This is a genomic window from Bradyrhizobium sp. HKCCYLS2038 (genome assembly GCF_051167655.1).
Taxonomy (GTDB): Bacteria; Pseudomonadota; Alphaproteobacteria; order Rhizobiales; family Xanthobacteraceae; genus Bradyrhizobium.
The window spans coordinates 623,364-648,269 of record NZ_JBNPTM010000004.1; the positions used below are offsets into that span (position 1 = coordinate 623,364).

22 protein-coding genes and 1 tRNA gene are annotated in these 24,906 nt (G+C 63.4%); 14 read left to right on the top strand and 9 right to left on the bottom strand.

The window, feature by feature from the left end:
* Positions 1–56 precede the first annotated feature (56 nt).
* The 6 genes from ACQR1I_RS20780 to ACQR1I_RS20805 form a co-directional block, all read right to left on the bottom strand.
* Positions 57–986: a branched-chain amino acid ABC transporter permease gene (locus tag ACQR1I_RS20780; protein WP_434866411.1), complete on the bottom strand. Its 930-nt coding sequence runs from the start codon at positions 984–986 to the stop codon at positions 57–59.
* A 25-nt stretch (positions 987–1,011) separates the two neighbouring features.
* On the bottom strand, positions 1,012–2,238 hold the full coding sequence (locus tag ACQR1I_RS20785; RefSeq protein WP_434866412.1) for a branched-chain amino acid ABC transporter substrate-binding protein: 1,227 nt from the start codon (positions 2,236–2,238) through the stop codon (positions 1,012–1,014).
* Between the two features lie 145 nt (positions 2,239–2,383).
* Positions 2,384–4,834 (bottom strand): alpha/beta fold hydrolase, encoded by a 2,451-nt coding sequence (locus ACQR1I_RS20790; RefSeq protein WP_434866413.1) that lies wholly within the window; start codon positions 4,832–4,834, stop codon positions 2,384–2,386.
* A gap of 5 nt (positions 4,835–4,839) precedes the next feature.
* The gene (locus ACQR1I_RS20795; protein WP_434866414.1) at positions 4,840–5,781 is read right to left on the bottom strand and encodes a phytanoyl-CoA dioxygenase family protein; all 942 of its coding nucleotides are present in this window, start codon (positions 5,779–5,781) and stop codon (positions 4,840–4,842) included.
* Positions 5,782–6,505: 724 nt separating this feature from the next.
* Positions 6,506–6,595 (bottom strand) — tRNA-Ser (locus tag ACQR1I_RS20800).
* A gap of 467 nt (positions 6,596–7,062) precedes the next feature.
* Positions 7,063–8,187, bottom strand: coding sequence for an ROK family protein (locus ACQR1I_RS20805; protein ID WP_434866415.1), 1,125 nt, complete (start codon positions 8,185–8,187; stop codon positions 7,063–7,065).
* Positions 8,188–8,560: 373 nt separating this feature from the next.
* On the opposite strand from ACQR1I_RS20805, the gene rplU reads away from it, so the two are divergent.
* The 3 genes from rplU (at position 8,561) to ACQR1I_RS20820 (ending at position 10,077) form a co-directional block, all read left to right on the top strand.
* On the top strand, positions 8,561–8,944 hold the full coding sequence (gene rplU / locus ACQR1I_RS20810) for a 50S ribosomal protein L21 (protein WP_035648644.1): 384 nt from the start codon (positions 8,561–8,563) through the stop codon (positions 8,942–8,944).
* A 136-nt stretch (positions 8,945–9,080) separates the two neighbouring features.
* Positions 9,081–9,350: a 50S ribosomal protein L27 gene (rpmA, locus tag ACQR1I_RS20815; protein ID WP_315715952.1), complete on the top strand. Its 270-nt coding sequence runs from the start codon at positions 9,081–9,083 to the stop codon at positions 9,348–9,350.
* 139 nt (positions 9,351–9,489) lie between these two features.
* A complete protein-coding gene (locus ACQR1I_RS20820; protein WP_434866416.1) occupies positions 9,490–10,077 on the top strand; it encodes a GNAT family N-acetyltransferase in 588 nt (195 codons plus the stop codon).
* A gap of 162 nt (positions 10,078–10,239) precedes the next feature.
* Here ACQR1I_RS20820 and ACQR1I_RS20825 read toward each other — a convergent pair whose 3' ends face one another.
* Positions 10,240–11,157 (bottom strand): DMT family transporter, encoded by a 918-nt coding sequence (locus ACQR1I_RS20825; protein WP_434866417.1) that lies wholly within the window; start codon positions 11,155–11,157, stop codon positions 10,240–10,242.
* 201 nt (positions 11,158–11,358) lie between these two features.
* Here ACQR1I_RS20825 and obgE point away from each other — a divergent pair, with 201 nt between their 5' ends.
* The 11 genes from obgE to ACQR1I_RS20880 all read left to right on the top strand — a co-directional run bounded on the left by obgE (position 11,359) and on the right by ACQR1I_RS20880 (position 22,427).
* Complete coding sequence (gene obgE / locus ACQR1I_RS20830; protein WP_434866418.1) at positions 11,359–12,429, top strand: GTPase ObgE; 1,071 nt, start codon at positions 11,359–11,361, stop codon at positions 12,427–12,429.
* A 159-nt stretch (positions 12,430–12,588) separates the two neighbouring features.
* A complete protein-coding gene (gene proB, locus ACQR1I_RS20835; protein ID WP_434866419.1) occupies positions 12,589–13,725 on the top strand; it encodes a glutamate 5-kinase in 1,137 nt (378 codons plus the stop codon).
* A 72-nt stretch (positions 13,726–13,797) separates the two neighbouring features.
* The gene (locus tag ACQR1I_RS20840; RefSeq protein WP_434866420.1) at positions 13,798–15,087 is read left to right on the top strand and encodes a glutamate-5-semialdehyde dehydrogenase; all 1,290 of its coding nucleotides are present in this window, start codon (positions 13,798–13,800) and stop codon (positions 15,085–15,087) included.
* Positions 15,088–15,153: 66 nt separating this feature from the next.
* Positions 15,154–15,777: a nicotinate-nucleotide adenylyltransferase gene (locus ACQR1I_RS20845; protein ID WP_434866647.1), complete on the top strand. Its 624-nt coding sequence runs from the start codon at positions 15,154–15,156 to the stop codon at positions 15,775–15,777.
* Positions 15,778–16,115: 338 nt separating this feature from the next.
* Positions 16,116–16,472 (top strand): ribosome silencing factor, encoded by a 357-nt coding sequence (gene rsfS / locus ACQR1I_RS20850; protein WP_434866421.1) that lies wholly within the window; start codon positions 16,116–16,118, stop codon positions 16,470–16,472.
* Positions 16,473–16,528: 56 nt separating this feature from the next.
* On the top strand, positions 16,529–17,011 hold the full coding sequence (gene rlmH, locus ACQR1I_RS20855) for a 23S rRNA (pseudouridine(1915)-N(3))-methyltransferase RlmH (RefSeq protein WP_434866422.1): 483 nt from the start codon (positions 16,529–16,531) through the stop codon (positions 17,009–17,011).
* 33 nt (positions 17,012–17,044) lie between these two features.
* Positions 17,045–18,439: a murein hydrolase activator EnvC family protein gene (locus ACQR1I_RS20860; RefSeq protein WP_434866423.1), complete on the top strand. Its 1,395-nt coding sequence runs from the start codon at positions 17,045–17,047 to the stop codon at positions 18,437–18,439.
* Positions 18,436–19,815 carry a S41 family peptidase gene (locus ACQR1I_RS20865; RefSeq protein ID WP_434866424.1) on the top strand — a complete coding sequence of 460 codons (1,380 nt, stop codon included), beginning with the start codon at positions 18,436–18,438 and terminating at the stop codon, positions 19,813–19,815. The genes ACQR1I_RS20860 and ACQR1I_RS20865 overlap by 4 nt, the downstream gene beginning before the upstream one ends.
* A 186-nt stretch (positions 19,816–20,001) precedes the next feature.
* Positions 20,002–21,207, top strand: a complete 1,206-nt coding sequence (locus ACQR1I_RS20870) for a divergent polysaccharide deacetylase family protein (RefSeq protein ID WP_434866425.1) — start codon at positions 20,002–20,004, stop codon at positions 21,205–21,207.
* Between the two features lie 69 nt (positions 21,208–21,276).
* Positions 21,277–21,783, top strand: coding sequence for an RNA pyrophosphohydrolase (locus ACQR1I_RS20875; protein WP_434866426.1), 507 nt, complete (start codon positions 21,277–21,279; stop codon positions 21,781–21,783).
* A 143-nt stretch (positions 21,784–21,926) separates the two neighbouring features.
* Positions 21,927–22,427 carry an RNA pyrophosphohydrolase gene (locus ACQR1I_RS20880; RefSeq protein ID WP_434866427.1) on the top strand — a complete coding sequence of 167 codons (501 nt, stop codon included), beginning with the start codon at positions 21,927–21,929 and terminating at the stop codon, positions 22,425–22,427.
* Positions 22,428–22,631: 204 nt separating this feature from the next.
* Here the strand turns inward: ACQR1I_RS20880 and ACQR1I_RS20885 are convergent, their stop codons facing one another.
* Together ACQR1I_RS20885 and ACQR1I_RS20890 are read right to left on the bottom strand one after the other, a co-directional pair.
* The gene (locus ACQR1I_RS20885; RefSeq protein ID WP_434866428.1) at positions 22,632–24,311 is read right to left on the bottom strand and encodes an adenylate/guanylate cyclase domain-containing protein; all 1,680 of its coding nucleotides are present in this window, start codon (positions 24,309–24,311) and stop codon (positions 22,632–22,634) included.
* Between the two features lie 165 nt (positions 24,312–24,476).
* Positions 24,477–24,884, bottom strand: coding sequence for a F0F1 ATP synthase subunit epsilon (locus tag ACQR1I_RS20890; protein WP_434866429.1), 408 nt, complete (start codon positions 24,882–24,884; stop codon positions 24,477–24,479).
* Positions 24,885–24,906 lie beyond the last annotated feature (22 nt).

Sequence of the window (24,906 nt, forward strand, 5' to 3'; positions counted from 1 at the left end):
TTCGGAACAACGTCGAGAAATCGAATATATGATTGAATCTCGCATCGATGATGCTTTCATGACCTTCTGGGGGTAGGACGCCCGAGAATGCCATGTGGCCGGAACACCAATAGCAAGATGAGGCTCGAGAATACTATCACCTCTGTCCATTGGGACGACACGATTTGACTACTGGCTGCTTCCATCAATCCCAAAAGAAGGCCACCAAGCATCGCTCCTGGGATACTTCCAATGCCCCCTAGTACGGCCGCTGTAAATGCATGAAGTCCCGCGCTATGTCCGATAGCGAAGCTAGTATAGTTGTAGTAGAGGCCAAAGATCATTCCGGCGACTCCGGCGAGAGCTGAACTTATAAAGAATGCGACGGCGATGACCCGGTCGACATCCACGCCCACGATGCGAGCACCGTCTCTATCCTGCGCCGTAGCCCGGAGCGCCTTTCCCAATTTAGAGTGTCGAATAAAGTAGTGGAGGGACGCCATTAGGGCGACAGTCACCGCCCAGAGAATCGCTTCACGCAGCCGAATTGTAGCTTCCCCGATCGACCAACGAACGTTGGGCAGTGGATTGGCAAAATTTTTTGTGTCAGCGCCACTACTGATCAGAACAAGGTTCAAGATGATATAGGAAATTCCGATCGTCGTTATCATTGCGGCGACGCCGCGAATGCTGCGCAATGGCCTTAAAGCAATTCGCTCAATCGCGACGCCAAGCAGGCCACTAATCATCATTGTAGAGACGAGCACGGAGCCGATTACACCAACCAATCGCCAGCCGTGCAACTGTATCGACTGACCTTGTAGTCCAAAAGCCTCGAGAGACCACAGCGCGATGAACGAACCGAGCATAAATATATTGAAATGCGCGAAATTGATTAAGCCGATGATGCCATAGACAACACTGAAGCCCACAGCCAGCAACGCATACATCGAGCCGAGGCTCAACCCGTTGACCGCCTGCTGTACGACCAAATCTATCGTGTTCATCTACGACGTCATATCCGAAGGCGAGTCACTGTTGGGGAGCGGTTCCTAGATACTGCTGCTGATTTATTATGTCGTCGTCTGGATATTTCGGATTGTGCTTGTACTGAAACACGCTGATGGTTCGATCTTTGATGTCTCCATGCTCGTCGAAGGACACGGTACCTTGCAGCGTTATCACATTGGCCGATTGGATGGCGTCGCGAACGTTTGAACGACTCATATCTCTTCCACTCTCCGCAACTCTGCGAATTGCGTCGATAACCACCAATGCTGCGCTGTGTGCAGTGAGAGAAAAATCGCTTGGTTGGGACCTGAATCTTGAATTGTACTCCTTAACGAAGGCCGCAAGCTTCGGATCGTCGATCAGATGAGGCCCCGCGTTGGTCGAATACCATCCCTCTATCGCCGGAAATCCGACACCTTTTAAGAAGCTCGCATAAACGCCGTCGCCTCCGGCTTTAATGACGTTGGGAATTATTTCGTAGGCCTGCTTAGCGAGCTTGACTCCCGCCTGACCCACCCCACCATAGTAAAGCGCGTCGGGTTTCGCGGCTCGGATCTTTGTAAGTACAGCAGAATAGTCTGCATCCCGCGGATTGAGTCGATCGCGACCGGCGACCTTGATACCAATCTCATTGGCACGCTTCTCGAATGCGTCTGCGATACCGACACCATAGGCACCCGAGTCGTCCAGCACATACACGCTCCTGACGTTGAGCCGCTGCGCCAAATAATTGGCCATCCCCGGTCCTTGAAACGCATCAGTCGTCACCGTCCGAAAGAGAACGGTCTTGCCCTTGGGACGAAACTGGCTCGCAAATTTTGGATCTGTAAGATCGGGGTTGGTCGCGGTGGGAGCGATTGTGGCGAGATCAGCTTCGCTAAGGATGGGCGCCACTGCCTTGCATTCACCGCTCATTTCCGGACCTAGTCCCGCGACGACTTTTGGATCAGCGATGAGCTTTCTGAAATTGATCACGGCCTGCGCCGGATCGTACTGACCTGCTGTTGCTGTACCGCTATCATAAATGATAGGTTCGATTCTGTATCCTGAAACACCGCCTTTTTCATTTTGCTGCTCAATCGCAAGCAGCAAGCCATTGCGAATTCTCGTGGCGTCCTCCGCGTCAGCGCCAGTTAAAGGCAATACTATTCCTACTCGGACCGAATTCTGCTCCGCCTTCGCAGTTGACGCGACCGTTAACACAGAAGAAGCAACGAAAAGCACCTTGAAAAACAGATCGAGTCGCATGCCCGCCCTCCTTTAGCTGCAGCAACACTTGTCATTCCAATTTCATAATCGTACCGTCAAACGCTTTGGTTGTATACAGGACCCATTGCCCCGACCCTATGCCTCTAGGCGCGACCTTTTTCTCCTGTCTGGAGCCAGGCCAGGTTTATCCCAGCCAGCTGCTGGCAAGAGCCCTGCTGAGTCCTGAAACGATTGAGTCGACATACCACTCGTCGAGAAGATGGTCATGCTCGCCAATTACCGGAATTACGCGCAACCCTCGGGGGCAATACTCAAGCCAGCCATTGAAAGGATCTGCACTGGTACTTTCCGACGCTTTGAGCAGAAAGATCCTGTCGAAGTCCAACGGCTTCGGACGGAATCTGAGAGATATTGCGTCGTGGCAATTCATCTCATCAACCAGTTGACATGCAAAAAATGAATTTGGATCAATGCCGACGCGAAGAAAGTATCGTTTGCGCGCGTCCGGATGACTGTCCGCCGTGGGAGTATTTGTGCGCGCGGTGTCCAACAGGACAAGTGCGTGGAGATTTAGGCCGCTCTCCAAGAAGAGGCGCGCCATCTCAAATGCGACTTCGCCACCGAATGATTGACCAACTAGGCAAATGGGCCCCTTCAATCCGATCTCAGCAATCGTATGTAAGTGAAGCCGAGCAAGCCCCTCGACCGAGTCGTAAGGCTTCTTGCTCTCCCCAAATGCCCGAGAATTTAGTGCATAGACCGGGTGATCCTTGATCCGCGGACGAAACGTCCGAAAAGCAAATCCTAGCCCTAGACCTGGCGGAACGCAGACTAGCGGAATGCCCTTCCCACCGGCGCAAACTTGAATAACATTGGCCTTCTCGGGCTCCTCCATTCTTACCAGCCGCGCCAGTTCTCGCGGGGTATTTGATGAAAAGACGGAGCCGAGCTCAAGCTTGGTCGAGAAGAACTCTTCGAGCGAAGCCGCTAACGAAACGGCGTCGAGCGAGTCGAGGCCCGCATCTAGCAGATCCGTGTCGGCGCCAAGACTTACCAAACCTAGGCAATCGCGTACAATCCTCAGAACGGTCGCTTCGATTTCATCGAACGGCTGCCCGCCGTTATCTACAATCGACCTAATTATCAGAAACGCATCGTGCTCAAGCAATTTTCTGTCGTACTTTCCACTTGTCGTGCGTGGGATATCTGAGACGATCGATATTAGTTTCGGGATGAACAGGGGAGAGACGATCCGATTTGCTCGCAATACTGCCTGCCTCGCGCGCTCAAGCACTGATCTTTCATCGGCACCTTGATTTTCTGCTACCAAGACGAGCTTGCTTCTACCCGCGATCGCGACACGGCAAACGACTCCGAGGTCTGTTAATTGCTCAAACGCCCTGTGACTTGCTTTCTGGCCGTTGATCTTAAAGAGACCGTCGTCACGTCCTACGAAATATAAATTGCCGTCGCGATACATCCCCAGATCGCCGGTTCTAAATCCATGCGCGGAGCGATTCTCACCGTCTTCAGTCGAAATAAAACTATGCTGATCAGCTTCGTCTCGCGATCTATATCCTAGAGCCACAGCAGTGTCGCTCAGCACCAAAATTTCTCCGACAGCTCCATGCGCTACGGGCTTCCCGAGTGGGTCAACGATCCGAACCTCAATGTTCGGTAGTGGCCGACCAATAGGCAGGCTTGCGCCATCGAGGTCATGGTCGGTTGCCTCGTGCCACGTGGCGTCGCCGGCACATTCCGTACTTCCGTAAAGGTTTATTAGGCGGCAGTTCGGCGCGAGCGCTAGAAACTGTCTAGCAAGCTCGACGGGCAAGACGTCTCCGCTGGAAATGCAACCCCTTACAGTTGAGAACAGCTCCGAAAAGCGCTCCTCTCTCAACAGAGAACTTAGCATTGCTGGCACAAGCGTTAGCCGCGTGATCTTGTGTTCCGCTATATACTTTAGAAAACGACTCGGATCGCGAACCACCTCGTGCTCGCAGATAACGAGGTCGGCACCGGTCGCTAACGGGACAAAGATCTCGGCCAACGAGTCAACAAAGGTAAGGGGAGTTCGTTGGCAAAAAACGTCGGTCGACGAGGACGAAAACAGAGCACGTCCCCAATTGATCCTCTCTACCAGCCCCCCTAGAGTGCCCAGAACGCCTTTCGGCGCTCCCGTGCTGCCGGAAGTAAACAACAAGTACGCGGGGTACCGAGCGTCTCGGTATTCGCTTCTTGGCATTTCACCGTCATGCGAGGCAATGTCGAGATCACCTATTATGATAACTCGATCGACGAATTGAACCAACGATGGGTAAACTTCGTCTACAAAGATATAGCTAGGGGTAGCAAGCTCGATACAGCTTTCGAACTGTTCAGCTGGAATCTGCGGATCCAATGGCACGTAGAGGGCGCCGGATTGGATAATACCAGCAATCACTCCTATTGTTTCCGGAGACCTCGTTCGCGTGATGACGGCGCAAACGACTTGCTCGGACTTGTTTCCTTGTGACACCAATTTCGCAACCGACGAAGCTACCTTCGACAAGTCGTCGAAGGTTAGGCTGGACTTTGCTGACCGGACGCTGGAGGCTGTTTTCGGTATGCCGGGAAATGAGTACAGCTTGGACATTTCGCTCACCCGGAGTGGTGACGCGCAAAGCAGGAGGTATCGAAAACGGTTGATCTAGACAGCTTACTGTCGTGGTACCTCAAGATGCAATCATCGTCTTCGGCCTGGATTTCGGTGTAGTCATTCGAGACAATGTCCTTGGCGCGGTGGGAGCCCTTCGCTCGTGTTGATAGTGCACTGTATGTGCATGTGATGAGGGCTCGGCCGAAGGGCGATGGATTGTTGGCTGAACCGTGCACGATATTGGGATGCGCAATTACAATGGACCCAGCACATCCCTTCGGGGCAACAATCCCGCCATCCCGAACAATTGACTCGATCTTCGAAGTCTCCAACCAACGAGACGCCCATCCTGTTCTATCATGATCAACTTCTGGCAGAGGAAGGATAAATTTCTGTGAGCACGGAACAAACATCATCGGGCCGTTGAACTCGTTAACGTCTTCCAAAAAGATTAGAACGTTTACCGCTCGGCAATCCGGCATGCCATCGTCATGTTGAAACGTTGGGTAATCCTGATGCCACGGCCATTCTTTCCCATCGAACGCTACTTTGAAATTCAGCTGGAACTGGAAACAATAGAAGGGCTCTTGGATCAGCTGGTGCACTGGTAGGACGATAGCGGGATGTCGAATAAGGGAGGCATAGATTGCACTATAGGCTGGTAAATTGAAAATAGACCTAGGCGTTACTCCATTCGCTTCGTAATGAATGCGGGATGGTGGATTCGCGCAAAGTCGCTCAAGTTCTCGTAGAAGGATGGACACCTCGGTCGGATGGAGGCCGGTAGATTGCGATGTAAAACCCTGGTGTTGGTACTCTTCCATTCTGGCCTGGGAAAGGAAGTATCCGTGCTTGTCTTGAATCGCTCGAACGTCGCTAACATCCACCATCGGTCGCTTCCTCACAAAATCATTCAAAACTTTTCCTAATTGCGGGAGCTTCACCCACTACTTCCCGCGTCCTAACGCGATGCAGCCCCAGCGGGTCTAAGCAAACAATAGCAACCACGGCAACTCGTGTCACCCGCCATTCGGGCACACGGCATTTAGGCCTTCGCGAGTAGACGCGTTGGGGCCATCAGTCTCATCGAGACCCGATGCTCGAAACCTCACATCCAACTGCTTGAGTTCGGCGGCCGAGACCCGGCGCTGGTGGACCAAATCGCCAACATCGCGAATGCGGCCAGGAAGATCGTCTTGGGCGCTATGGCCTGGGGTGGGCAATGGTGCACCTCGCCGGGCCACCCTAAGTGCACGAATCCGGGGCGGAAACGTTCGTCGCCGAGGCCAAGAATGCCGTCGACGAGCTTTGCAAGAACCCGAAAGCACTTCGTCGCGCCGCGTGCCGCCGGCCGAGCCGCCGCTCGCGATCGTACAGGGTGTCCTCTTGCTATCCTCCGTCGTCATGATCGTCGGTGCGGTCCGGCGATACCGACGGGTGAAGGCAATACACGATCCCATCCGTCAATGAGCCCATAGTACTGCAGATGTCAGTTTGCTGGGCTGTCCAGTACCCTGAGCAACGCGCGTGGTTTGGCAAGCGTTGTCTTCGGCCATCGCCCGTGACAATATCGGGCGGCTGTCGGGGCTACACCCCGGGGCTACACCAGACGCCTCTGGCGTGCAGAAAGGCCTTATTTCACGGGGCTTCCTCGAAGCCGTTTTATTATGGCGGAGAGGGAGGGATTCGAACCCCCGATAGGCTTGCACCTATGCCGCATTTCGAGTGCGGTGCATTCAACCACTCTGCCACCTCTCCAGGCGCAAATCAGGGGCAGGCCCTGTGGTCGGGGCGTGTTCTAGGGCACCGCTGCGGGGGTGACAAGGCGGGGTTTGCGATATTTCCCATCGAAATGCGGCGCATGATCGGGAGCGCGCGGGGGAATGCGAGCGCGGCCGTGCGCGCGGGCCCCAGATAGGTGGGACCGCCGTACGCTGACACATACCGGCGGTCCCTTGTCGCTGCATCTTGGGGAAACCGACGGAAGAGACGGGGGTCAATCCGGCCGGCCTGAGCGACGCGGATGACCCTGCGGCATCCTGGCATGCACCGCAACGCAAACCGTTTCTTAACCTAACCGGTCAAGGTTACCGGCCTCCCGCGATCCACTTGGTTGTACAAGTGTTTTTGGCACCTGCCACGGCCGGATCAGGCCCCGGAGGTGCCATACTGCAGCGCAACAATACCCCGATACGCACGCGCGGGGGGCCATCCCGGACGACGGCTCAATCCTTCTTCTTTTTCGCGGCCTTCTTCTCGTCGCCCTTCTTATCCTCATCCTTGCGGCCATTCTCCTTGCGGCGGTTGGTGAAGCGCGCATTGCCGAGGCCAGTGCCGATCGTCAGCACGCCCCAGCGCTCGAACTCCTGCATGAAGGGCACCTCGGAGAGGCCCTGGACGACGCCGTCATTGTGCATCAGGACAGCCGTGTCGTGATCGCCGATCATCGGGATCGCCTCGACCAGGCTGGCCGGCAGGTTGAACTTGCTGCTTTCCCAATTGCCCGGCAGGTTCTGCGCGCCCTTCTCGATCGATCCGTCCTCGTTGATGACCCCCGGGCAGGCGATGCCGATGAAGGGCGCCAGCCGGAGACCCTCGGTATCAGCCTCCTCGATCAGCCCCTTCAGCATCTTGGCGAGCCGCTTGACCGCGCCCTCGCGCGTCGGCTCGTCATCGGCGTGGCGCCACAGATCGGACTTCCTGACCGAGGCCTTGGCGAGGTCGGGCGACTTCTTCCGGGCGGTCTCGACCACGCCGCAACGGATGTTGGTGCCGCCGATGTCGACCGCGAGGATGCTGTCATGGGCTTCGAAGATCCACGACGGCGCCAGATGCAGCGCGCCGATCAGCCCGGCATCGTCGGGATGGTAGCGGATCGGCTCGAGCTCGACGCCGAATCCCTCGTCCTTGAGGATGATCTCGGTGCGGGCGATCGCGAGCTCGCCAAGCCGGGAATCGCGAAACCCGCCGCCGACCACGATGCATTCGGTCTTGCCCCAGGCCTTGGTGCGCAGGAAGCGCCGGGTGACGTGCGCCAGCTCCTGGGCGAACTCCTCGATCGCCGAATGCACCACGGCGGAGGCCTCGGTATCCTCGCCGACCAGGATGGCATCCAGCGTCTTTTTGCTGATGGTCTCGCTGTCCTCGTCACCGAACGGGTCCTGGCCGGATTTGCGCAGCGGTTTGCGCCAGCGCTCCAGGATCTTGCGGAACGCGCCCTTGGAGGCGCGATCGCCGAGGAAGCCGTCCTCGTCCTTGATCTCGATGTTGAAGCTGTCGATCTCGACCGACGGCAGCCGCGCGGCGCCGTGACGGGCGATGCCCGTGGTGGTCATGACGTCGTCGGCCATGTCTTGCTCCGTGTGTGCGGTGGACAACGGCGGACGGAACAGATGGTTCGGGGGAAGAGGGCGAATAGCGAATGGCGAGTAGCGAATAGGGAAGACAGGACAAGCCGGGCCCGCTCTTCCCTATTCGCTACTCCCTATCGCTATTCGCCCCTTTCCCTTGACTCCCCGACCCCGGCCGCTATAACCCCGCGATCGACCGGCGCGAGCTTCTCGCGCCGATTGTCGTTGCGCGTATCGGACGGGCCTCGATGCCCGGGACACGCCGACGCCGGCCCCGATCGGGCCGGACCTCATGAACCATAACGACTGAACAAGAAGCCGACCCGGGGCCAGCGCGCTCTGAGGCCGGGATCGAACACGAAGGATGAGAACGATGTTCGCAGTCATCAAAACCGGCGGCAAGCAATACCGCGTCGCCCCGGATGATGTGCTCGAGATTGGCAAGATCGACGGTGAACCCGGCACGATCGTGCAGCTGAACGAGGTGCTGGTGGTCGGCGGTGACACGCCGGTACTGGGCATTCCCGCGGTGGCCGGTGCGTCCGTCGCCGTCGAGGTGCTGGACCACAAGCGTGGCCCCAAGGTCATCGCGTTCAAGAAGCGCCGCCGCAAGAATTCCCGCCGCAAGCGCGGCTACCGGGACGAGCTGACGCTGATCCGCGTCTCCGAGATCCTGACCGACAACGCCAAGCCGACCAAGGGCCCGCGCCCGAAGAAGGCCAAGGCGGAAGCCCCGGCGGCCGACGCCGCCGAATAAATCTGCTGGCGCGCACGGGCGCGCCGCAGCGGCTTGATCCTCATCGCGCGCAGATTTTTTGTGCGCGCAGGTTGCAATTGTGAATGATCCCTTCGCGGAATCGCGCTAAAGGTGATCTTGAGATCGGAGACGAGCGATGGCTCATAAAAAGGCAGGCGGTTCATCCCGCAACGGACGTGACTCCAAGGGCAAGCGCCTCGGCATCAAGGCGTTCGGCGGCGAGCGCGTGATTCCCGGCAACATCATTGCGCGTCAGCGCGGCACGACCTGGCATCCCGGCCTCAACGTCGGCATGGGCACGGATCATACGATCTTCGCGAAAATCGACGGCGTCGTCGAATTTCATGCCCGCGCCAACCGCACGTTCATTTCGGTGCGTCCGGTAGCCGCCGAGGCTGCTGAATAACGGTGGAACACATAGCGTCCGCCGGGTCCTGTTGAACCGGCGGAGCGCAAGATGGCTCCAAGGGGAGGCGGGACAACCGGCCTCCCCTTTTCATTTTCGCTGATCCCAAGCTGATCCCGAAGCGTCGACGGAGCCCGACATGCTGCAGGACATCACGACTCCCACCTTGCGCGAGGCGAGACCTTGCGTCCTCGAGCCCCCCCGGCTGACGCTGCGTCCGCCGGAGCTCGCGGACGTGACTGCGATTGCCCGGATCGCCAATGACCGCGCTATTGCCGAGAACACCCGCCGCCTGCCGCATCCCTATTCTGAGGTCGACGCCGCCCGCTTTGTGCGATCGCTGGAGCAGAGTGACGAGACGGTGTTCCTGATCGCGCATCTGGATGCGCCGATCGGCATGATCAGCATCAACCGGCCGGCGTCCGGCCGCGCCGAGCTCGGCTACTGGCTTGGCGTCGAATATTGGGGCCGCGGCTTCGGCACCGAGGCCGCGCGGGCTGCGATCGACTATTTCTTCGAGACCAGCGAGGACAACGTGCTGATCGGGCACGCCCGGGTCAGCAATCCCGGTTCGCGCAACATCCTCGAAAAGTGCGGCTTCCAATGGACCGGCGTAGAGCTGCACCGCTTCGAGGTGATCGGCTCGTCGGCCCCCGTCGACGCCTTCCGCCTGACCCGCGGCGTGTGGGCCTCGCTGAAGGCGTGGACCAACGCGGCGCGGCGGTAGGCCCGGCTCGTCACTGCGCAATCGGTGTCGTCCCGGCCTTGAGCCGGGACCCATAGCCACCGAATCGGTGGTGGAATTACGCTGGCGCCACAGCCTTCTCCACCACAGGCCGAACGGAGTCTGGGTCCCGGCTCAAGGCCGGGACGACGGCGGTGGGTGCCGCTACACCGGCGGATTCACCGCACCCTGGCCCTGCCCCAGGCTGCGCTCGCGCAGGTAGATGTAGAGGCCCGCGCCGATAATGATGATGGCGCCGACGATCGTCGCCGGATGCGGGATATCGCCGAACACGACGAAGCCGAACAGCACGGCCCAGACGATCATCGTGTACTGATAGGGCACGACCACCGAGGCCGGAGCGAGCTTCAGCGAGCGGTTGACGCAGAACAGTGCGGTCACCGAGATGAGGCCGGCGGCGGCGAACATCACGAGGCTGCCGGGCGTCGGCGTGACCCAGCCGAACGCGGACATCGCGGCCCCGAGCAGGAAAGTGCCGACGAACTGCGACGAAGCCATCACGATGTCGGGCGTCGACCGCAGCGAGCGCGTGATCAGCATCAGCACTGCAAACGACAGGCTGCCGCCGAGCGCGATCAGCGCCGGCAGGCTGAAGGTCTGCGCCGAGGGACGCAGCGCAATCAAGACTCCGCAGAAGCCGATCAGGATCGCGGTCCATCGCCGCCAGCCGACGTGCTCGCGCAGCACCAGCGCCGAGAGCGCGGTGACGAAGATCGGACCGGCGAGATAGTAGGTGATGACGTCGGCGAGCGGCAGATACACGGTGGCGAGGAAGAACGCCGCGACTTCGAGCGTCGACAGGACGACGCGCACCAGCTGCAGCCAGGGCCGTTCGAGCTGCAGGAAGGCCGCCCGGTTGCGCCAGATGAACGGCGCGAGCAGCAGCAGCGCCGCGCAGGCGCGCAGCCACAGCAGCTGGCCGACGGCATAGGTCGAGACCAGGAACTTGCCCAGCGCATCGCCGAACGAGAACATCGCGATCGACAGCAGCATCAGGCCGATGCCGGCCAGCCGCGCCGAGCGCTCGTCGTTGGCGGTGGAGATTCGGGAGAGCACGCTCATGATTGCGCTGCCTTATCAGGCGCGCTGCCATGGCTCCAGCCCTTCCGCTGAAAGCGTCACGCAGCCCTGCCGCAACCCCTGCGCAAGCCTTGTCCAGCTCTTGCGCAGCGCCGCTTTACCGCTCGAAATTAAGGCTTCGGGCCGAATTAAACCCATTCCGCGGTTGCCGTGGGGTCCCGCCTCGCCTACGTAGGGCGCATCATGAAATTCCTCGATGAAGCCAAGGTCTATGTGCGCTCCGGCGACGGCGGCAACGGTTGCGTTGCGTTCCGGCGCGAGAAGTTCATCGAGTTCGGCGGGCCGAATGGCGGCAATGGCGGCCGCGGTGGCGATGTCATCATCGAGGCCGTCGACGGCCTCAACACCCTGATCGACTACCGCTACCAGCAGCATTTCAAGGCCCAGCGCGGCGGAAACGGCTCCGGCAAGGACTGTCATGGCGCTGGCGGCAAGTCCGTGGTGCTGAAGGTTCCCGTCGGCACCCAGGTGTTCGACGAGGACCGCGAGACGCTGATCCACGACTTCACCGCGGTTGGCGAGCGCTTCGTGCTCTCCGAGGGCGGCAATGGCGGCTTCGGCAACGCCCATTTCAAGTCGCCGACCAACCGGACGCCGCGCAACGCCAATCCCGGCCAGCCCGGCGAGGAGCGCTGGATCTGGCTGCGCATGAAGCTGATCGCCGACGCCGGCCTGGTCGGCCTGCCGAATGCCGGCAAGTCCACCTTCCTGTCGAAGGTGTCGGCCGCCAAGCCAAAGATCGCCGATTATCCGTTCACCACCCTGCATCCGCAGCTCGGCGTCGTGAACGCCGATGGCCGCGAGTTCGTGCTGGCGGATATCCCTGGCCTGATCGAGGGTGCGCATGAGGGCGCGGGGCTCGGCGACCGCTTCCTCGGCCATGTCGAGCGCTGCCGCGTACTGCTGCATCTGGTCGATGCCACCTGCGAGCACGCCGGCAAGGCCTACAAGACGGTCCGGCACGAGCTCGAAGCCTATGGCGGCGAGCTGACCGACAAGGTCGAGATCGTCGCGCTCAACAAGATAGACGCGGTCGATCCCGACGAGCTCAAGAAGCAGAAGGACCGGCTGAAGCGCGCCGCCAAGAAGACGCCGCTGGTGCTGTCCGGTGCGACCGGCGATGGCGTCAAGGACGCCCTGCGCAAGCTCGCCGACGTCATCAGCGAGCAGCCGGTGTCCAACAAGGCCAAGAGCACGACGGACAACGCCGCGACCGATGAGCCGTGGGCGGGGCCAGTGCCACCGCAGGGCTGAGCTGAAGCTCAACCTTGCCTCGCGAGCCTTGCCTCTCGAGCCCCGGCTTGCGACACTCCGCCGCGATCACTCACTCCATAGCCCGTCCCGCGCGGACCGCGTGTCCATCACGCAACCGCTCGTCACGCGACGCGGGCTAGAACCGACCCCGTATCTGCCATGGCCCCCCGTCTCGAAAACTTCCGCCGCATCGTCGTCAAGGTCGGCTCGTCGCTGCTGGTCGATTCCGAGGCCGGCGAGGTCCGCGCCTCCTGGCTCACAGCGCTGGCTGCCGATATCGCCCGGCTGCATGGCCGTGGCTGCGAGCTGCTGGTGGTATCGTCGGGCTCGATCGCGCTCGGCCGCAGCCGGCTGAAGCTGCCGCGCGGGCCGCTGAAGCTGGAAGAGAGCCAGGCCGCCGCTGCCGTCGGCCAGATCGCGCTGGCGCGGATCTGGTCGGAGGTGCTCGGCGCCCACGGCATCGGCGCCGGCCAGATCCTGGTGACCCTGCAGGATACCGAGGAACGCCGCCGCTATCTCAACGCGCGCTCGACCATCGCCAAGCTGCTGGAGTGGCGCGCGGTGCCGGTCATCAACGAGAACGACACGGTGGCCACCGCCGAGATCCGCTATGGCGACAATGACCGCCTCGCCGCCCGCGTCGCGACCATGGCGAGCGCCGACCTGCTGGTGCTGCTGTCGGACATCGACGGCCTCTACACCGCCCCTCCGGCGCAGGATCCGAACGCGCGGCTGATCCCGGTCGTCGAGAGCATCACCGCCGACATCGAGGCGATGGCCGGCAGTGCGGCGTCCGAGTTGTCGCGCGGTGGCATGAAGACCAAGATCGAAGCCGCCAAGATCGCGACCACCGGCGGGACGCACATGCTGATCGCCTCCGGCAAGATCGAGCACCCGCTCGCGGCGATCGCCAATGGTGGCCGCTGCACCTGGTTCCTGACGCCCGCCAATCCCGTCACCTCGCGAAAGCGCTGGATCGCCGGCTCGCTGGAGCCGAAGGGGACGCTGACGATCGACGCCGGCGCCGTCACCGCGCTGCGCGCCGGCAAGAGCCTGCTGCCGGCCGGCGTGATCCGGGTCGACGGCCAGTTCGCCCGCGGCGATGCCGTCGTGGTGCGCGGCCCCGACACCGACGAGATCGGCCGCGGCCTGGTCGCCTACGACGCCGACGACGCCGAGCGCATCAAGGGCCGCTCATCACCTGACGTCGCCGTGATCCTCGGCATGTCCGGCCGCGCGGAGATGATCCATCGCGACGATCTGGTGATCGGGCCGGCGGGGGTTGGCCCGGCGTAAGGCCTCGCCGCCGACGTCGCAAATGGCTGATTTTCGTGCTACCAAGGGCCTTACTTCAAGGTTGAACCGCCCATGACCGTGCCTCTCAAAGCCATCGACGGCAGCGCCGATCTGCCTGCGCTGATGAACGACCTCGCCCAGCGCGCCCGTGCGGCGGCGCGGGTGCTGTCGCTGGCGTCGGCCGAGCAGAAGAACCGGGCGCTGGAGGCGATGGAGCGGCGGATTCGCGCCCGCGCTGATGCGATCATCGCGGCCAACGCCGAGGACGTCGCCGAGGCCAAGGCCGCCGGCATGGCGGCGTCGTTCCTCGACCGCCTGACGCTGACGCCGGCGCGCGTCGCCGGCATGGCGGACGGCATTGCAGTCGTGCGCGGCGTCGCCGATCCGGTCGGCGTCGTCACCGAGAGCTGGCAGCGGCCGAACGGCATGACCATCGAGCGCGTGCGGGTGCCGCTGGGCGTGATCGCTGTGATCTTCGAGAGCCGTCCCAACGTCGCGGCCGATGCCGGCGTGCTGTGCCTGAAGTCCGGCAATGCGGTGATCCTGCGCGGCGGCTCGGACTCGTTCCGCTCGTGCCGGGCGATCCATGAATGCCTGGTCGAAGGCCTGCGCGAGGCGGGCCTGCCCGAAGCCGCGATCACGCTGGTGCCGACCCGCGACCGCGCCGCCGTGGGTCTGCTGCTGTCCGGCCTGAATGGCGGCGTCGACGTCATCGTGCCGCGCGGAGGAAAAAGCCTCGTCGCGCGCGTCGAGGCGGAGGCGCGGGTGCCGGTGTTCGCGCATCTCGAAGGCGTCAATCACGTCTATGTCGACGGCGCCGCCGATCTCGAGATGGCCAAGTCGATCGTGCTGAACGCCAAGATGCGGCGCACCGGGGTGTGTGGCGCGGCCGAGACCTTGCTGGTCGACCGGGCGTCGCAGGACAAGATCAAGCCGCTGGTCGATATGCTGATCGGCGCCGGCTGCGAGGTGCGCGGCGATGACGCCGTGCGGGCCGCGGACGCGCGGGTGAAGCCGGCGAGCGATGAGGATTGGGATACCGAATATCTCGACGCGATCATCGCGGCCAAGGTGGTCGACGGCGTGCAGGGCGCGATCGCTCACATCCACGCGCACGGCTCGCACCATACCGACGCGATCGTCACCAACGACAACGCCGCCGCTGACAAGTTCCTCAACGAGGTCGACTCGGCGATCGTGCTGCACAACGCCTCGACGCAGTTCGCCGATGGCGGCGAGTTCGGCTTTGGCGCGGAAATCGGCATCGCCACGGGCAAGTTCCATGCACGCGGGCCGGTCGGCGTGGAGCAGTTGACGAGCTTCAAATACCGGATTCACGGCACCGGGCAGACGCGGCCATGACCGCGGCAGCCTGTGGTTGAGTCGGACGCGGAGCAAGCGGGGGCAGCCGTGACCGACGAGACCGCCATGCGCGCTGCGATCCGGCAGGCGCTGCCGCCCTACAGCGACGGCATGCGCATCGGCCTGCTCGGCGGCTCGTTCAATCCGCCGCACCAGGCGCATCGTGCAATCAGCCTGTTCGCGCTGAAGCGGCTGCAGCTCGACCGTGTCTGGTGGCTGGTCACCCCCGGCAATCCGCTCAAGGACAATGGCGGGCTGCATGCGCTGGCCGAGCGCGCCGCTGCAGCGCGCCGAGTCGCTGCGGATCCGCGGATCGAGATCAGCTGTCTCGAATCGGTCATCGGCACCCGCTATACTGCCGACACCATCGATTATCTGCGCCGGCGCGCCTCGCGCCTGCGCTTCGTGTGGATCATGGGCGCCGACAACCTCGCGCAGTTCCATCGCTGGCAGAAGTGGCAGCACATCGCGGCCCAGGTGCCCATCGCCGTGGTCGATCGCCCGCCGCGCAGCTTCCGCGCCCTGAATGCCCCCGCCGCCCGTGCGCTGGCGCGGTATCGCGTTGCGGAGGCGGAGGCCAGTCGTCTTGCAGACCGCGCTGCGCCCGCCTGGGTGTACCTCACCGGCCTCAAGTTGAACCTGTCGTCGACGGGGTTGAGGAACCCGGACGGCAGCTGGAAGTCATTTTGAAATGGCCGCAGGACGTGCATCCCCGCGGCATCGGATGTGCATGGAACTTTCCGCCCGCCGCGGTCCGAGGCGGGTGGTGGGAAGCGACGCCGGACCACAACCGCTGGGGACTGGATTGTTGAAACCGTTAACCCCACATGCCTAGTATGGTCAGCAGGCCCCGATGGATTCGGCCTGCGATACAGTGAAAGGAATGGTCCCTGACCACATCTGTATTGTCCCAGTCGGCCTTACCCAAGACCAAGGCAACGACGTCAAAGGCAAGCACTGCCAAGTCTGTGAGTGCCAAGTCGGCGACTGCCAAGTCCACGCGTAAAGCTGCGACCCTGGAAGCGGCCTTGCAGGCGCAACCCGACGCCGACAAGACCTTGCGCACGATCCTCTCTCGCCTCGAGGACATGAAGGCGGAAGAGACGGTCACCATCGATCTTCACGGCAAATCGGCGTATTCCGACTACATGGTCATCACCACGGGCCGCTCGAACCGGCACGTCGGATCGATCGCGGAAAACGTCGCGAAAGGCCTGAAGGAGAGCGGCGCCAAGAAGGTCCACATCGAAGGCCTGCCCAATTGCGATTGGGTGCTGATCGATTGCGGCGACGTGATCGTTCACGTGTTCAGGCCCGAGGTGCGCGAGTTCTACAATCTCGAGCGGTTGTGGACGCAGGGGCCGAAACCAGCGAAGACGGTCTAGGGGGCCGAACGCGGCCGCCGGTGCGAATCGCGCCACGCACGTGCTAGTGCGGGCGCATGCGCATCATCTTGATCGCCGTCGGCCGGTTGAAGCAGGGTCCCGAGCGGGAGCTCGCGGAGCGCTACCGCGAGCGTTTCGACGACCTCGCCCGCAAGCTCGGGCTGCGCAGCATCGAGATTCACGAGCTGCCCGAAAGCCGCGCGCGCGACGCTGCCACCCGCATCAGCGAGGAAGCCGCCGCGATCGCGGCCCTGATCCCGGACAAGGCCATGCTCGTCTGCCTGGACGAGCGCGGCCGGAACGTCGACAGCACAACCTTCGCGGGTCACATCGGGCGCTGGCGCGACGAAGGCATTAACGCTACCGCCTTCGTGATCGGCGGCGCCGACGGACTTTCGCCCGAATTGCGGCGCAGAGCCAAGCTCGCGGTCGCGTTTGGGGCCGCGACCTGGCCGCATCAGATCGTCCGCGTTCTCCTGCTCGAGCAGATTTACCGTACTGCTACGATCCTGACCGGTCACCCCTATCACCGCGCTTGAATCGGCTAGGATGGGAGCACATTAAGGACGTCGATGTTCGCTGCGCGGTCCACCACTCGCTCATTGATGACCGGCCGCAGCGGCTGGGCGTGCGGCGCGTCGCTGATCGCAGTCCTGTCTCTCGCGGCAACCGCCGCAAATCCGGCAACGGCCCAGAACGGCCTCCGCCCCTCGATCACGGCTCCCAGTACCGCTCCGGCTACGCCCCCCGGACCGCCACCGACACCCGAGCAGCTGAAGCAGCGCGAGCAGGAGCTCGAGGCGGCCCGTGCTGCGCAAAAGGCCGCCGCCGAGGCGCAGGAGCGTCTCAAGGCCGAGATCGCCGCCCTCGGCGAGGACCGTGGCAAGCTCAATCAGCAGCTGATCGACGTCGCGTCCCAGGTGCGGAGCGTCGAAATCAGGGTTGGCGAGGCCGAGACGCGGCTGCGCGGCCTCGATGGGCGCGAGCAGGATCTGCGCACCTCCCTGGAATCCCGCCGCAGCGAGATCATCGAGGTCCTGGCTGCACTGCAGCGTGCGGGACGCCGTACCCCGCCGGCCCTGTTCGTCCGCCCCGAGGATGCTCTGCAGTCGCTGCGCACCGCCATGCTTCTGGGAGCGGTCGTGCCGGAGATGCGCGGCCGTGCCGAGAAGCTCTCCACCGACCTCGGCGAGCTCGTGGCCATTCGCAAGACCATCGCAACAGAACGCGACAAGCTTTCCGGCGACCGCGACAAGCTGCGCACCGATCAGACCCGGCTTGCTGCGCTGGTCGAGGAACGTCAGCGCAAGCAGACCACGGCCGAGAAGGACATGGAGGCCGAGAGTGCCCGCGCGGTGATGCTCGCGCAGCAGGTCGATTCGCTGCAGGGCCTGATCTCAACCATGGAACTCGACATCAAGAGCGCCGCCAAGGCCGCCTCGACGGCGAGCCTGCAGGGCGTTCCGGTCAACTCAAAGCCGGATGCGAATGCGCTGCGCAATCCCGGGCGCAAGGCGCCGGCGATCGCGTTTGCATCCAGCAAGGGCATGCTGACCTACCCGGTCAACGGCACCAGGATTCGGGAATTCGGCGCGTCCGACGGCGCCGGCGGCGTCGATAAAGGCATTTCCTTGGCATCCCGTCCGGGCGCTCAGGTCACAACCCCGTGTGATGGCTGGGTTGTGTATGCGGGCCCCTTCCGCAGCTACGGACAACTCTTGATCCTCAACGCCGGGGGCGGGTATCATGTCTTGATCGCCGGGATGGAGCGCATTTCCGTCAACATCGGGCAGTTTGTTCAGACGGGAGAGCCGGTCGCGACCATGGGCATCACATCCCAAGTCGCCTCCATTCTCGCTACCAATGCGAGTCAACCAGTGCTCTATGTCGAGTTCCGTAAGGACGGCACTCCAATCGATCCAGGCCCATGGTGGGCCGCAAATGAAGGCGAAAAGGTACGCGGATGATGCGTAAGACTTCGGTAATTCTCCTGAGCGCGGTCACCGGTGCGGCATTGACCTTGTTCGTGACCCAGCCGCGCGCAGTGCTGATGGGATCGACCGCGCGCGCCGCGACTGCCGATACCTATCGCCAGCTCAATCTGTTCGGCGATGTCTTCGAGCGCGTGCGCAGCGACTATGTCGAGAAGCCGGACGATTCGAAGCTGGTGGAATCCGCCATCAGCGGCATGCTCTCCGGTCTCGACCCGCATTCGAGCTACATGGATGCGAAGAGCTTCCGCGACATGCAGGTGCAGACCCGCGGCGAGTTCGGCGGCCTCGGCATCGAAGTCACGATGGAAGACGGCCTGATCAAGGTCGTGTCGCCGATCGACGATACGCCGGCCTCGAAGGCGGGCATCCAGGCCAACGATATCATCACCAATCTCGACGAGGAGGCCGTGCAAGGCCTCACGCTCAACCAGGCGGTCGAGAAGATGCGCGGCCCGGTCGGCACCAAGATCAAGCTGAAGGTCGTGCGCAAGGGCGCCGACAATCCGCTCGACATCACGCTGACCCGCGACAACATCCGCGTGCGTTCGGTACGCTCGCGCATCGAGTCCGACGACATCGCCTACATCCGCATCACCACCTTCAACGAGCAGACGACCGAAGGCCTGAAGAAGAGCGTCGCCGACCTGCAGACCCAGATCGGGGACAAGCTGAAGGGCTACGTGATCGATCTGCGCAACAACCCTGGCGGCCTGCTCGAAGAGGCCGTCACGGTGTCCGACGCGTTCCTGGAGCGCGGCGAGATCGTGTCGACCCGCGGCCGCAACGCCGAGGAGACGCAGCGCCGCTCGGCGCATGCCGGCGACCTCACCAAGGGCAAGCCGGTCATCGTGCTGGTCAACGGCGGCTCGGCCTCCGCGTCGGAGATCGTGGCCGGCGCGCTGCAGGACCACAAGCGCGCCACGCTGGTCGGCACGCGCTCGTTCGGCAAGGGCTCGGTGCAGACGATCATCCCGCTCGGCGCCGGCAATGGCGCGCTGCGCCTGACCACCGCGCGCTACTACACGCCATCGGGCAAGTCGATCCAGGCCAAGGGCATCGTGCCGGACATCGAAGTGCTGCAGGACGTGCCGGATGAGCTGAAGTCGCGCACCGACACCAAGGGCGAGGCCTCGCTGCGCGGCCACCTGAAGAACGACGGTGACGAGAAGACCGGCTCGCAGTCCTACGTCCCGCCGGACGCCAAGGACGACAAGGCGCTCAAGATGGCGGCCGACCTGCTGCATGGCATCAAGAGCAGCTCCTCGGCAAATCCCGCGCCGGCCGCGACGACCGACAAGGCGGCGGCCGACAAGCCGACCGCCAATCAGCCGGCTGCGAAGCCGAACTGAGACCGGCTCAATCACGAGACAGGTTTTGCTTGAGACAGGTTTTGAAAGGGCGGCCTTCGGGTCGCCCTTTTGATTTTGCGGCAGCCGCCCCTGCCGTTTGATCCGCCGATCTACGGGCTCCGGACAAGCGCCCTGCGCTGGACTCCCCGCCGTGATATCGTCGGCCCGATTGATTCGGGAATATCGATGACAGAGACGGCCGACGAGCTGAGCGCACCGCTCGGACAGACGGAGAAGCGTCGCGGGCGCCGCATTCGGCTTCCCTTCACCCTGCTGCAAGCCGTGGCCGTGCTGCTCGGACTGGTCCTGGTCGTGTTCGCCGGCTTTGCCATGTTCGCCGACAACCCGTTCGGCGGCGAGCCGGTCGCCCGGATCGCGATCAATGAGGGCGCCAAGCCGGAGGACAAGCCGGCTGCGGCCACGCCCGAGGCCAAGGACTCGCACGGTGCGCCGGCCGCCAAGCAGGAGGGTGGCGAGCGTAAGACCATCACCATCATCGACGGCTCCAGCGGGACCCGGCAGGAGGTGGCGATCGGCGGCGGCGCGAGCGAGACCACGGAGCCGGGATCTTCGACGGCGCCAAGCCAGATGCCCGGTGTCGATCCGCGCCTGCTCGAGAAATCGCGCTACGGCATGATCCCGGTGATGGCCGACGGCCTGAAGCCGTTCACCGCCTACGCCGCCGAGTTCGACCGCGCCAAGGCAGCGCGGATGCCGGCAGTCGCCATCGTCATCGGCGGCCTCGGCGTCGGGGCGGCCAAGACCGTCGACGCGATCATGAAGCTGCCGCCGGCCGTGACGCTCGCCTTCACGCCCTACGGCTCCGATCCGACCAAGCTCGCCGAGCGGGCGCGGGCGCAGCGCCACGAGATCCTGCTGCAGGTGCCGATGGAGCCGTACGACTACCCCGACAACGATCCGGGCCCGCAGACGCTGCTGGCCACGCTCGGTCCGGACCAGAACATCGACCGGCTGTTCTGGCACATGAGCCGGCTGCAGGGTTACGTCGGCATCGGCAATTTCATGGGTGCGCGGTTCGTTGCCACCGAAGCCGCGATGCAGCCGGTCGTGAACGAGGCCGCCAAACGCGGCCTTGCCCTGTTCGACGACGGCGCCGCGCCACGCAGCGTGGCGGCATCGCTGGCCACCGGGCGCGCCATTCCGTTCGCCAAGGGCGACGTCACCATCGATGCCGTCCCGACGCCGGTCGAGATCGACAGTGCGCTGGTCAAGCTCGAGAGCCTCGCGAAGGAGCGCGGTATCGCGGTGGGTACGGCGTCGGCCCTCCCGGTCTCGATCGACCGCATCAGCACCTGGATCAAGGGGCTCGACCGCAAGGGCATCCTGCTGGTGCCATTGACAACCGCAATGCTGAAATCAAAATCGAACTGAACGCACGCAGGCGGCGTGACCGCGACCTGGGCGATGCGCGCAGGGATCACGCAGGAAGGCCGAGACGGAATGACGCGCTACGAGGACCTGCCCTACCGCACCTGCGTCGGCATCACGCTGATCAACTCGGAAGGGCTGGTGTTCATCGGTCGCCGCGCTGGTGGCATCGAGCATGTCGACGACACCCATGTCTGGCAGATGCCGCAGGGCGGCGTCGATCCCGGCGAGGACACCTGGGAAGCCGCCAAGCGCGAGCTCTACGAGGAGACCAGCGTGCGCTCGGTCGAGAAGCTGGCCGAGATCGGCGACTGGCTCACCTACGACATCCCGCGCACCGTCGCCGGCCGCGCCTGGAAGGGACGCTACCGCGGCCAGCGGCAGAAATGGTTCGCGCTGCGCTTCACCGGCGCCGATGCCGAGATCGACGTCGAGCGACCGGGAGGCGGCGGCCACAAGGCCGAGTTCATCACCTGGCGCTGGGAGCCGCTGAAGAACCTGCCGGGCCTGATCGTGCCGTTCAAGCGCCCCGTCTATGAGCGGGTGGCGAAGGAGTTCGCCCCGCTCGCCGGCGGCTGAGCGCACGCGCGCCTTCAGCCCACAGAACGCATGAATCGCAGCCCTCGGTTTCTGCGCATCGGCTGCAATGAATCCGTGCAGATCGGTCGCGACAACGCCGTCACGGTGTCGTGCTATGCGAGTGTCCAACGATGGGAACGAGCATGACCGAAACCAGACCCTACCGGCCGAACGTCGGCATCACGCTGTTCAATGCCGACGGTCTCGTCTTTCTCGGGCGCCGCTTCCGCGACGACGGACCGGAGATCGTCCTGCCCGGCCTCGAATGGCAGATGCCGCAGGGCGGCGTCGATCCCGGCGAGGACCTGCAGGCCGCCGCACGCCGCGAGTTGTGGGAGGAGACGGGCATCCAGGACGCCGAGATCCTCGGTGAGAGCGACTGGCTGACCTACGAGTTTCCGCCGTTCGAGGACCCGAACCATCGGTTGGCGCGGTTTCGTGGCCAGCGCCAGAAATGGTTCGCCATGCGCTTCACCGGCCGGGAGGCCGCGATCGATCCGGTGACGCCGCGCAACGGCCAGCCGGCCGAGTTCGACGCTTGGCGCTGGGAGCGGCTGGAGCGTGTCCCCGACCTGGTCGTGCCGTTCCGGCGCGATGTGTACCGAGCCGTGGCGCAGGCGTTTCGACATCTCGTCAACGCCTGATAGTCGTCGCTGCGTCAGGCGCGCAGGCTCTGTCCGCTCGTCATTCTAAGGCGTGCGCAGCGCGAGCCCGGAATCCATAGCCACGATCGGTGATGAGGAGCGGGATGGATGTGGCGCTTGCCTTTGAGACAACCACCGTTCGTGGCTATGGATTCCGGGCTCATCGCTGCGCGATGCCCCGGAATGACGACGGAGAGAGGCGAGCTAATTGCCCTCGACCGTGAACGGGCCGATCGCGATCACGCGGCAATCATTGTCGCGAGTGGAGCAATCGGCCAGCGCGCCGCCGATCGCGGTCTCTTCCCGATCGCCGTTCAGGCCATAGCCAGGATGACCGCCGGTGCCGACCGCGATCGCGTTCCAGCCGGACGGAGACGCATCAAGCCGGCGCGCGACCTCCTCGCGGGCATCGGCTGATATCGCGGGATGGCTGGCGACATGGAAGAAGCCGGTGGCCTTCATGACCGTCGGAACGGGCACCACGAAGGTGTCGTCCAGCGCCACGATCATGCACGCGGTGCCGGCCTGTGCCCCACAGGATTCGAGATTGCGCCGCACGACGTCCTCGACCAGGTCGGCACCGACGCCGAAGAAGAACTGCCCGTTGGGCCCGAGCGCGATCGCCTTGGAGCGCCGCCCCGGCTTGTAGTTCGCTTCGAGCCGGGCCTTGCCGGCATCATGCGCCAGCGGCATCTCCGCAACCGAAAATGTACGCTCGGTCGAGGGGTCGTGGCGCACCCATGGCTGCGGTGGCATCGGCGGCTTGCTATGCGGATAGACGACGACGTCGCCGACGGCATAGAGATCGCACTTGCGCGGGCCGTTCACGCTTTCGACGCGCTGACGGCACTGCTCGAGCGCGGCCGCCTTGGCGGCCTCTTCGCTGGGCTGGCCGCTGACATAGGCGTTGATGCCGTTGATCGTGGTCGCGAACGCCTTGTAGTCCTGTGCCGGAACGTAGTCGCGCGCGAGCGCGATGCGGGTGCGCTCCGTCACGAACGGGACCGCCTCGGGCGCGAACTTCTCGGGCGCTACCGCTGGTGACGGCGAGCCGGCCGGCTGTGGCGATGCGCTCGGCTCCGCGGCAGCGGTGGAGGACGCAGGCGACGATGCGGCCGCGGGCGACGGCGGCTGTTTGGCCGGCGCCGCCGACAGCCGGGCCAGCGCCTCCGCCGCCGACTTGGCCGCATCCCGCTGCACCGGCGGCGGATCACGGTGATCCAGATACAGTGCCGTGCCGACGCCGGCCGCGACCATCATCACCACGACGGCGGCGACGGCCGAAATCAGCCGGCGGGCGCCGCCAGGCTTGGCCACCTTCGGATCCTGCGGCGGCGCGTAGGTGCCGTCCTCGCGGCGCATCGCGACCCGATAGGCATGCACCGGCGTCGGGATGTTCTTGACCTCGCGGGCGCCCATGTCGGCGAACTGCACCGACAGTTTGTTGGCGACCTGCTCATGCACCGCGCGCGAGATGCAGATGCCGCCGACATCGGCGAGGCCCTCGAGGCGCGAGGCGATGTTGACGCCGTCGCCGAGCAGATCGCCATCGCGCTCGACCACATCGCCGATGGTGATGCCGATGCGGTAGCTCATCTGCCGGTTCGGCGGAAACGCCATGTTGCGGGTGCGCAGGCTCTCCTGGATGTCGATCGCGCAGCGCACCGCCTCGACCGCGCTCGGAAATTCCGCAAGCACGGCATCGCCCGCCGTATTGAAGATCCGGCCGCCGGCGCGCGCGATGAAGTCGTCGACGACCTCGCGATAGGCTTCCAGGCGCCGCAGCGTCTCCTCTTCATCCTCGGCGACGAGGCGCGAGTAGCCGGCGATGTCGGCGGCGAAAATCGCCGCGATCTTGCGCTTCAGAACGGTCTGGCCTGCCATCTCACCACGCCCGGTCGTACAGTCGGAAGCATGCCCAGAGATCGGCGAGCACGCAACCAACATCCCTTGTAGTAGTCATCCGCCGGCCCGGGACGTTCGAGCCGCAGACGAAAATGGCCGGGCAAAGCCCGGCCATGAACGTTCATTCACACGTCGCGTGCTGGATCAGTGCAGCGCCGTCGTGTTGACCTGCTGCTGGATCGTCTTGAAGTGATCGAGCCGCTCGATCGCGCGATCGAGCTCGTTGCCCTGCTTCTCGTTGAGCTTGGCTTCCATGCCGGCGATCTCGGCGGCGAAGGCGGTCTGGTCCAGATCCTTCAGCGACGTCGCGACGTCGGCGAGAATGGTCAGCCCCTTGTCCGAGATCTCGGCGAGGCCGCCGAGCACGATGATCTTCTGCTGCGATCCGCCTGTCGTGACGGTCAGCACGCCCGGACGCAAGGTGGCGACGAACGGCGCGTGGCCTGCCAGCACGCCGAAATCACCCTCCTGGCCGGGGACGTCGACCTGGTCGACCTCGCCCGAGAAGGCGATCTTTTCCGGCGAGACGAGATCGAAGTGGAAAGTAGCCATGGGGAACCTGCGAATAGCGATT

Excerpts from the sequence above, each read along its gene's own strand:
- ACQR1I_RS20780 (WP_434866411.1), bottom strand. The coding sequence starts at position 986 with ATGAACACGATAGATTTGGTCGTACAGCAGGCGGTCAACGGGTTGAGC.
- ACQR1I_RS20785 (WP_434866412.1), bottom strand. The coding sequence starts at position 2,238 with ATGCGACTCGATCTGTTTTTCAAGGTGCTTTTCGTTGCTTCTTCTGTG.
- ACQR1I_RS20790 (WP_434866413.1), bottom strand. The coding sequence starts at position 4,834 with ATGTCCAAGCTGTACTCATTTCCCGGCATACCGAAAACAGCCTCCAGC.
- ACQR1I_RS20805 (WP_434866415.1), bottom strand. The coding sequence starts at position 8,187 with ATGGCCGACGACGTCATGACCACCACGGGCATCGCCCGTCACGGCGCC.
- rplU (WP_035648644.1), top strand. The coding sequence starts at position 8,561 with ATGTTCGCAGTCATCAAAACCGGCGGCAAGCAATACCGCGTCGCCCCG.
- rpmA (WP_315715952.1), top strand. The coding sequence starts at position 9,081 with ATGGCTCATAAAAAGGCAGGCGGTTCATCCCGCAACGGACGTGACTCC.
- ACQR1I_RS20820 (WP_434866416.1), top strand. The coding sequence starts at position 9,490 with ATGCTGCAGGACATCACGACTCCCACCTTGCGCGAGGCGAGACCTTGC.
- ACQR1I_RS20825 (WP_434866417.1), bottom strand. The coding sequence starts at position 11,157 with ATGAGCGTGCTCTCCCGAATCTCCACCGCCAACGACGAGCGCTCGGCG.
- obgE (WP_434866418.1), top strand. The coding sequence starts at position 11,359 with ATGAAATTCCTCGATGAAGCCAAGGTCTATGTGCGCTCCGGCGACGGC.
- proB (WP_434866419.1), top strand. The coding sequence starts at position 12,589 with ATGGCCCCCCGTCTCGAAAACTTCCGCCGCATCGTCGTCAAGGTCGGC.
- ACQR1I_RS20840 (WP_434866420.1), top strand. The coding sequence starts at position 13,798 with ATGACCGTGCCTCTCAAAGCCATCGACGGCAGCGCCGATCTGCCTGCG.
- ACQR1I_RS20845 (WP_434866647.1), top strand. The coding sequence starts at position 15,154 with ATGCGCGCTGCGATCCGGCAGGCGCTGCCGCCCTACAGCGACGGCATG.
- rlmH (WP_434866422.1), top strand. The coding sequence starts at position 16,529 with ATGCGCATCATCTTGATCGCCGTCGGCCGGTTGAAGCAGGGTCCCGAG.
- ACQR1I_RS20860 (WP_434866423.1), top strand. The coding sequence starts at position 17,045 with ATGTTCGCTGCGCGGTCCACCACTCGCTCATTGATGACCGGCCGCAGC.
- ACQR1I_RS20865 (WP_434866424.1), top strand. The coding sequence starts at position 18,436 with ATGATGCGTAAGACTTCGGTAATTCTCCTGAGCGCGGTCACCGGTGCG.
- ACQR1I_RS20870 (WP_434866425.1), top strand. The coding sequence starts at position 20,002 with ATGACAGAGACGGCCGACGAGCTGAGCGCACCGCTCGGACAGACGGAG.
- ACQR1I_RS20875 (WP_434866426.1), top strand. The coding sequence starts at position 21,277 with ATGACGCGCTACGAGGACCTGCCCTACCGCACCTGCGTCGGCATCACG.
- ACQR1I_RS20880 (WP_434866427.1), top strand. The coding sequence starts at position 21,927 with ATGACCGAAACCAGACCCTACCGGCCGAACGTCGGCATCACGCTGTTC.
- ACQR1I_RS20885 (WP_434866428.1), bottom strand. The coding sequence starts at position 24,311 with ATGGCAGGCCAGACCGTTCTGAAGCGCAAGATCGCGGCGATTTTCGCC.
- ACQR1I_RS20890 (WP_434866429.1), bottom strand. The coding sequence starts at position 24,884 with ATGGCTACTTTCCACTTCGATCTCGTCTCGCCGGAAAAGATCGCCTTC.